9 protein-coding genes are annotated in these 7,620 nt (G+C 74.3%); all 9 read left to right on the forward strand.

The window, feature by feature from the left end; translation table 11 throughout:
- The 9 genes from E1293_RS12890 (at nt 1) to E1293_RS12930 (ending at nt 7,494) form a co-directional block, all read left to right on the forward strand.
- Nucleotides 1–840 carry a family 3 encapsulin nanocompartment shell protein gene (locus E1293_RS12890; protein ID WP_132197310.1) on the forward strand — a complete coding sequence of 280 codons (840 nt, stop codon included), beginning with the start codon at nt 1–3 and terminating at the stop codon, nt 838–840.
- Nucleotides 840–1,661, forward strand: coding sequence for a transketolase (locus tag E1293_RS12895; protein ID WP_132197312.1), 822 nt, complete (start codon nt 840–842; stop codon nt 1,659–1,661). The genes E1293_RS12890 and E1293_RS12895 overlap by 1 nt, the downstream gene beginning before the upstream one ends.
- The gene (locus E1293_RS12900; RefSeq protein ID WP_132197314.1) at nt 1,658–2,698 is read left to right on the forward strand and encodes a transketolase family protein; all 1,041 of its coding nucleotides are present in this window, start codon (nt 1,658–1,660) and stop codon (nt 2,696–2,698) included. Before E1293_RS12895 ends, E1293_RS12900 begins: the two co-directional genes overlap by 4 nt.
- On the forward strand, nt 2,673–2,840 hold the full coding sequence (lysW, locus tag E1293_RS12905) for a lysine biosynthesis protein LysW (RefSeq protein WP_132197316.1): 168 nt from the start codon (nt 2,673–2,675) through the stop codon (nt 2,838–2,840). Before E1293_RS12900 ends, lysW begins: the two co-directional genes overlap by 26 nt.
- Nucleotides 2,837–3,715, forward strand: coding sequence for a lysine biosynthesis protein LysX (lysX, locus tag E1293_RS12910; protein WP_243716194.1), 879 nt, complete (start codon nt 2,837–2,839; stop codon nt 3,713–3,715). Before lysW ends, lysX begins: the two co-directional genes overlap by 4 nt.
- Complete coding sequence (gene argC / locus E1293_RS12915; RefSeq protein WP_132197318.1) at nt 3,712–4,719, forward strand: N-acetyl-gamma-glutamyl-phosphate reductase; 1,008 nt, start codon at nt 3,712–3,714, stop codon at nt 4,717–4,719. The genes lysX and argC overlap by 4 nt, the downstream gene beginning before the upstream one ends.
- A complete protein-coding gene (locus E1293_RS12920; RefSeq protein WP_132197320.1) occupies nt 4,719–5,519 on the forward strand; it encodes a [LysW]-aminoadipate kinase in 801 nt (266 codons plus the stop codon). Before argC ends, E1293_RS12920 begins: the two co-directional genes overlap by 1 nt.
- Nucleotides 5,516–6,547: a M20/M25/M40 family metallo-hydrolase gene (locus E1293_RS12925; protein WP_132197322.1), complete on the forward strand. Its 1,032-nt coding sequence runs from the start codon at nt 5,516–5,518 to the stop codon at nt 6,545–6,547. The genes E1293_RS12920 and E1293_RS12925 overlap by 4 nt, the downstream gene beginning before the upstream one ends.
- A 140-nt stretch (nt 6,548–6,687) precedes the next feature.
- Nucleotides 6,688–7,494, forward strand: a complete 807-nt coding sequence (locus E1293_RS12930) for an SAM-dependent methyltransferase (protein ID WP_243716195.1) — start codon at nt 6,688–6,690, stop codon at nt 7,492–7,494.
- The last annotated feature ends 126 nt before the right edge of the window (nt 7,495–7,620 follow it).

Genomic DNA, 7,620 nt, shown 5'->3' on the forward strand with positions numbered 1-7,620 from the left:
ATGTCCGACGTGCGCATGATGCTGGACGACCCCGAGCTGACGCGGCGCAGCCCGGGGGAGGAGTTCGCCCTCGCCCACGCCCGGCACGGACCGGAGGCGGCGGTCGAGCTGCGGGCCTCCATCAGCGACCTGTTCCCGCCGGCGAAGCGCCGCCCCCGGCTGACCGTCCGGCACCTGCTCCGCAAGGCCGTCGTGGACGCCGACGAGGTCACCGTCTTCGCCGAGCGCGCCGAGAACACCAGGCCGGACGACGCGGCCCCCGAGTGGGAGTTCGCGGTGGGCGCCGAGACCGTCCGGACGCAGCCGATCGAGGCCGCAGTCCCCGTGCCGAAGGAGATCCTCGCCGACCCGGCGGCGCTGGCCGCGTTCGTGGACTACCGGCTGCTCGTGCGGCTCGGCACGGCGGAGAACGACGTGCTGCTCAACGGGACCGGCCCGATCCGCGGCCTGCTGGCCACCCCGGGCCTGCGGCGCCGTCCGCCGGACGCGGGGGACGGCGGGTCGGCCGCCCGCGCGCTGCTGGCGACGGCGGCGCTGTGCGAGTGGTACGGCGGGTCCGCCGACGGGATCGTCATGCACCCGGACGACTGGTGGCCGCTGGTCGGCGACGGCGCGTTCCTGGAGCGGCTCGCCGTCCAGGGCGTCAGGGTCAGCCGCACCCGCATGGTGCCGGCGGGGACGGCCCTGGTCGGCGACTTCACCGCCGCCGCGACGCTGCTCGACCGCCGCTCGTCGGTGATCCGGCTGGACGGCGACGCGCTGGTCGCGGAGATCCGCGAGGGCCTCGCCGTCCACCTGCCGGGCCATTTCGTGCTCACCGAGCTTCCCGGCCGGGCCTGATGGACGGGCCGGCACCGGTGGACCTGGCGGCGGCGGCCCACCGGATCCGCGAGCACATCGTGCGGATGTGCGGCGGGCCGGAGGGCGGCCATCTCGGCGGATCGATGTCGCTGGTGGAGATCCTCACCGTCCTCTACTTCGAGGTGATGCGGGTCGACCCGCTCCGGCCCGCCGCGCCGGAGCGGGACATCCTCCTCCTCAGCAAGGGCCACGGCGCCGTCTGCCTGTACTCCGTGCTGGCCGAGCGCGGCTTCTTCCCGGTCGCGGAACTGGCGGAGTACGCCCGCCCGGGCAGCAGGCTGATGGGGCACCCGGTCCGCGCGGTGCCCGGGGTGGAGATGCCCACCGGATCCCTCGGGCACGGGCTCGCGCTCGCCAACGGGTTCGCCCTCGCCGACCGGGGCCGCCGCTGCTTCGCCGTCCTCGGCGACGGCGAGCTGCAGGAGGGGGCGGTCTGGGAGGCGGCCATGGCCTCCGCCGCACTCGGGCTGGCCAACCTGACGGTCGTCGTCGACCGCAACGGCCTGCAGATCACCGGCCCCACCGAGGACGCGATCGGGCTGGAGCCGCTGGCGGACCGCTGGCGGAGCTTCGGCTGGACGGTGCGGGAGGCGGCGGGCCACGACTTCGACGCGCTGCGCACCGCGCTGGCCCGCGACGGGGCAGCGGGCCCGGTCGCGGTCATCGCGCACACCGTCAAGGGCCGCGGGCTCCCGTCGCTGGAGGCCAAGACCCGCAGCCACTACGCGAAGCTGAGCGGCCGCCAGGCCGAGCGCTCCCTGGCCGTGCTGCGCGCCCGGCGCAAGAGGGCGGCCTCATGACCGGCGACGGCACGGACGCACCCGGCGGCACGCGCGGCGGCCGGGACGACGAGGGCCCGGCTCGGCCGCGGTCCGCACGGGAGTCCTACCGCGATGTGCTGCCCGCGCTGATGCGCGCCGACGACCGGCTCTACTGCCTCGACAGCGACACCGGGCTGTTCGACCGGGACGCCTTCGCGGCCGTCCCCGGCCGGTACCTCAACCTCGGCATCGCCGAGCACAACCTGATGGGCACGGCCGCGGGCCTCGCCGCGAGCGGGGCGATGCCGTTCGTCACCACGATGGCCACCTTCGCCACCACCCGCGCGCTGGAGGTCATCAAGATCGACATCGCGTACAACGCGCTGCCCGTCCGCATCGTGGCCACCCACGGCGGGCTGGCCGCGGGGCACCTGGGCCCCACCCACCACGCGCTCGAAGACCTGGGGATCATGCGGATGCTGCCGGGCTTCACGGTGGTCGTCCCGGGGGACGCGCGGCAGGCGGAGGAGGCGGTCCGGCAGAGCCTGGCGCTGCCCGGGCCCGTCTACATCCGGCTCGGCCGCACGGCGACGCCGGACCTGGACGGCGGCACGGCCGGGGCCTTCGAGATCGGCCGGGCCCAGTGGCTGCGGCCCCCCGGAGACGTGGCGATCATCGCCTGCGGGCCGCACCCGGTGCTGGCCGCGCTGCGCGCGGCGGACCTGCTGGAGGCGCACGGCGTGCGGGCGGCCGTGCTCAACCTGCACACGCCGCACCCCCTCGACACGGCGGCGGTCGTGGCGGCGGCCGCGGGCGCCCTGGGCGTCGTCACGGTTGAGGAGCACTGGCGTTCCGGCGGTCTCGGCGGCGCCGTGGCCGAGACGCTGGCCGAGCACGCGCCGACCCGGGTGGCGAGGGTCGGCATGCCCGCCACCTTCGCCGAGCGGGCGGGGGACCAGGAGCACCTGCTCGCCCGGTACGGCATCACGGCCGAAGCGGCCGTCACCGCGGCGCTGAAACTGATCGGCGGAACTCATGGAGGTGGCACGGATGACGCTGACCTGTCCCGAGTGTGAGGGCCCGGTGCTGCTCACCGAACCGGTCCGGCTGAGCGAGGTCGCCCAGTGCGCCGACTGCTCCAGCGAACTCGAGGTGGTGGGGCTGGACCCGGTGACCCTCGATCTCGCTCCCGAGATCGAGGAGGACTGGGGAGAGTGAGGCCGGTGGCCGTGCTGGCCTCCCGGGTCCGGTACGAGGAGAAGCGCATCTTCGCCGCCCTGGAGCGCCGCGGGGTCGCGTTCACGCACGTCGACACCCGCCGGTTCGGCGCCGAACTGGAAGGCGCGCCGGACGGCCCGCCCGAGTACGCGGCGGCATTGAACCGGGAGATCTCCCACAGCCGCGCTCTGTACGCGTCGCTCCTGCTGGAGGCCCGCGGTGTCGCGACGGTCAACACGTCCGAGGCGATCGCGGTCTGCGGCGACAAGGTGCGGACCTCGCTGCTGCTGCGCCGCGCCGGGATCCCCACCCCCCGCACCGCGGTCGCGCTCTCCCCGGAGGAGGGCGCGGACGCCGCCGAACGGCTGGGCTTCCCGGTCGTGATCAAGCCGCTGACGGGCTCCTGGGGACGGCTGGTGGCGGCCGTCCACGACCGGGCGCAGGCCGAGACCGTGCTGGAGCACCGGGCCGCGCTGCCCTCCCCGCAGCAGCACATCATCTACCTGCAGGAGTTCGTCGACAAGCCGGGCCGCGACGTCCGGGTGATCGTCGCCGGGGACGAGGTGGTCGGCGCGACGTACCGCTACTCCGACGGCTGGCGGACCAACGCCGCCCGGGGCGCGCGCTCCGCGCCCTGTCCGCCCACCCCCGAACTGACCGAGCCCGCCCGGGCGGCCGCGCGGGCGGTGGGCGGCGGGGTGCTGGGCGTCGATCTGGTCGAGGGACCGGCCGGGCCGCTCGTCCTGGAGGTCAACCACGCCGTCGAGTTCCAGGGATTCCAGCAGGCGCACGGCGACGCCGTCGACGTGGCGGACGCGATCGTCTCGCACGTGCTGGACGCCGCCTCCGGTGCGCGGAGCAGGGAGGCGGTGTGATCCGGGTCAGCATCATGGGGGCCGCCGGGTACCTGGGCGGCGAGCTGCTGAGACTGCTGCTGGGACATCCCGGAACGTCGATCGCGCAGGCCGTCTCCACCCGCTTTCCGGGACGCCGCGTCGACTCCGTCCACCCCAACCTGCGCGGCCAGACCGACCTGGTGTTCACCGCGCCGGACGACCTGGAGCGCTGCGACGTCCTGCTGACGGCCACGCCGCACCGGGCCACGATGAAACTCCTGCCGGAGGTGCGGGACCGGGCGGAAACGGTGATCGACCTCTCGGGCGACTTCCGGTCACCCGACCCCGAGGTCTACGAGCGGTACTACGGCGTTCCGCACGCCGCCCCCGAACTGCTCGGCGAGTTCGTGCCCGGCATCCCCGAGCTGTTCCGCGCCGAGCTGGCGGGGGCCGGCCTCATCAGCGTGCCGGGGTGCGCGGCGACCGCGGCGATCCTCGCCCTGCGTCCGCTGTCCGGGCTGATCGGACCGGACGTGCAGATCGACGCGCGCACGGGTTCGAGCGGCGCGGGCGCCCGGGCCGGGGACACCAACCTGCACGCCGAGCGCAGTGGCGCGATGCGGGTGTTCGCCCCGGTACGGCACCGGCATGAGGCCGAGGTCGCCCGGCTGACCGGGCTGAACGCGCGGATGACCGCCACGGGCGTCGAGGCCGTGCGCGGGGTCCAGGTCGTCTGCCACGCGACCGGGACGTCCGACGAGAGGACGCTGCGCCGCGCCTACCGCGACCATTACGGGACCGAGCCGTTCGTCCGGATCGTCGCCCACCGGACGGGTGCGCACCGGCTGCCCGATCCCAAACTGCTGTCCGGATCGAACTACTGCGACGTCGGCTTCGCGGTGGACGGCGACCGGATCACCGCGATCGCCGCGCTGGACAACCTCGTGAAAGGCGGGGCGGGCGCCGCGGTGCAGTGCCTCAACATCCGCGCGGGCGAGCCCGAGACCCTCGGCCTGGGGTTCCCCGGCCTGCACCCGGTCTGATGGGCGTCACCGTGGTGAAGTGCGGCGGCGCGGTGCCCGCCGAGCCGGTGTGCGCGGACCTGGCGGGCCTCGCGGGCCGGGTGGTCCTCGTCCACGGCGGCGCGGTGGAGGTCGACCGGCTGGCCGGGGACCTCGGGGTACGCGCCCGCACCCTCGTGTCGCCCAGCGGCGTGACCAGCCGGCACACCGACCCGGCCATGCTCGACGTCGTCACGCTCGCCCTCGCGGGACGGGTCAAGCCGCGGCTGCTGCGCGCCCTGGCCGCGGCGGACGTCCCGGCGGTGGGGCTGACCGGGCTCGACGGCGGGCTGCTGCGGGCGCGGCGCAAGACCGCGCAGCGCACCGTGCGGGACGGCCGCACCGTCATCGTCCGCGACGATCACAGCGGGCGCCTCACCGGCGTGCGGCCCCGGCCGCTGCGCGTGCTGCTCGACGCCGGGTTCGTCCCGGTGGTGTCGCCGCCCGCGCTCGGCGAGGACGGCACGCCGGTGAACGTGGACGCCGACCGGGTCGCGGCGGCGGTCGCGGCCGCGCTCGGCGCCGAGCGGCTGGTCCTGCTGACCACGGCCCCCGGGGTGCTGCGCGACGCGGCCGACGAGGGCACCGTGCTGGACCGCTGCGCGCTGGACCCCGCCGGCCCGGTGCCGTACGCGGCGACCGGCGGCATGCACCGAAAGCTCATCGCCTCCCGCGAGGCCCTGCTCGCCGGCGTCCCCCGGGTCTCGGTCGCCGACGGCCGGGTGCCCCGGCCCGTCACCGCGGCCCTGGACGGCGCCGGCACGACACTGGAGATCACATGAGCACCTCGGTCGACCTGCTGCACGCGATGCTGGACATCCCCTCGCCGTCCGGCCGCGAGGACGAACTGGCACGCTTCCTCGAGAAGACGATGAGCTACCTCGGCATGACCGTCCACCGCGACGAGGTCGGCAACGTGATCGGCGACATCGGCACCGGGAGGGGGCCGGTGGTGATGCTGCTCAGCCACCTCGACACCGTCGACCGGCCGCTGCCGGCGCGGCGCGACGGCGACCGGCTGGTGGGCCGGGGCGCCGCGGACGCCAAGGGACCGCTCGCGGCGATGATCAGCGCGGCGGTGGCCAGGCCCGGCTTCCCCGGGACGATCCGGGTCGCCGGGGCGGTCGAGGAGGAACGGCTCTCGCGCGGCGGCGAGCACCTGGCGCGCACCGTCCCGCCGCCCGACGCCCTGCTCGTCGGCGAGCCGAGCGGCTGGTCGCGGGTGGTGCTCGGCTACAAGGGCAAGATCGACATCGAGTACCGGGTGACGCGCCCCGCGACGCACTCCACCAACCCCGTGGCCAAGGCCGGCGAGGTCGCGACGGGGTTCTGGCACGACCTGCTGGACGCCCTCGGCCCCGAACGCGATCACGCGGCGTTCGGGCTCCCCGCCGCGACCATGCGCGGTTTCCGCGGCGACCTCACCGAGGCGCTGCTCGACGTAGACTGCCGCGTCCCGCCCGGGTTCGACGCCGAGGCCCTGGCCGCGCGGCTGCGCGCTCGCGCGAACGGGGGAGAGGTCACCATCGTCCGGCACATTCCCGCCGTGCGGCGCGATCGCTCGGACCCGGTGGTCAGAGCGGTCACAGCGGCCATCCGGCAGCACGGCGGCAGGCCCCGCCCCACACTCAAGACGGGCACGTCGGACATGAACACCGTGGCGCCCCACTGGAACGTGCCCATGGCGACCTACGGCCCCGGCGACAGCACCCTGGACCACGCCGACGACGAGCACATCGAGATCGGCGAGTACCTGAAGGGCGTGGACGTACTGACGGCGACCCTCGACGAACTGGCCACCGCACTATAAGGACGACTCCTCGGCCACCAGGGTGCGGCGTGACATCGAAGAACGGTCACCTCGGTGGAGCGGACCAAACGGCTACCGGACTCTGTCGCGCCGCGGCTAAGCTAGGCACCACAGTATTTGATCTTGAGTGGAGGTCGTTCGTGCCTGAGGATGGTCCATTCCTGGAGATCGATCCCACTCGGCCGAGCGTCGCCCGCATGTACGACTACTACCTGCATGGGAAGGACAACTTCCAGGTCGACCGCGACGCCGCCGACCGGGTCGCGCAGGCGATGCCGGAGATCGGCGAACTCGCCCTGGAGAACCGCTCCTTCCTGCGCCGCTCCGTGCGGTACATGGCGCGCCGGGGAATCCGCCAGTTCCTCGACATCGGCTCCGGGCTGCCGACCGTCGGCAACACGCACGAGATAGCCCAGGAGATCGTCCCGGACGCCCGCGTCGTCTACGTGGACAGCGATCCGGTGGTCCTGGCGCACGGGCGCGCATTGCTCGCGACCAACGAGTTCACCACCGTCGCCCAGGCCGACATGCACCGTCCCGCCGAGGTCCTCGGTCACGCCGAGAGGACCGGACTGATCGACTTCGCCGCCCCGGTCGGCGTGCTGATGATCGCGATGACCCACTTCCTCACCCTGGACGAGAGGGAGGGCGTCATGGCGCCCTTGCGCGGCGCACTGGCGCCGGGCAGTCACCTCGCCGCGACGCACGTGACGACGGAAGGGCACGCCGCGGCGGCCGTCGAGCAGATCGAGGCCGCCTACGCCGCCACCCCGACGCCCATCTACTTCCGCAGCAAGACAGATATCGCGCCATTCTTCGACGGCTTCACCCTCGTCGACCCCGGCCTGGTCACCATTGACGGATGGAACCCCGAGGACGACGACGCGGACAAGCCGGTCAAGGACGTCGGCAAATGGCTCTACGGCGGCGTCGGCCGCATAATCTGACCCCGCGGTAAGCGGGCTCCCGGTGCCGAGCCTCCCGGCCGCCTCCCAGCACATGGGGGGAGGCAGACCCTCACGGCCGTGAGCGCCGGTCAGGGTTGGAAGGGGGTGGCGAAGAGGGCGGCGAGG

The sequence above is a fragment of the Actinomadura darangshiensis genome (assembly GCF_004349235.1).
In the GTDB taxonomy this organism is placed as follows: Bacteria; Actinomycetota; Actinomycetes; order Streptosporangiales; family Streptosporangiaceae; genus Spirillospora; species Spirillospora darangshiensis.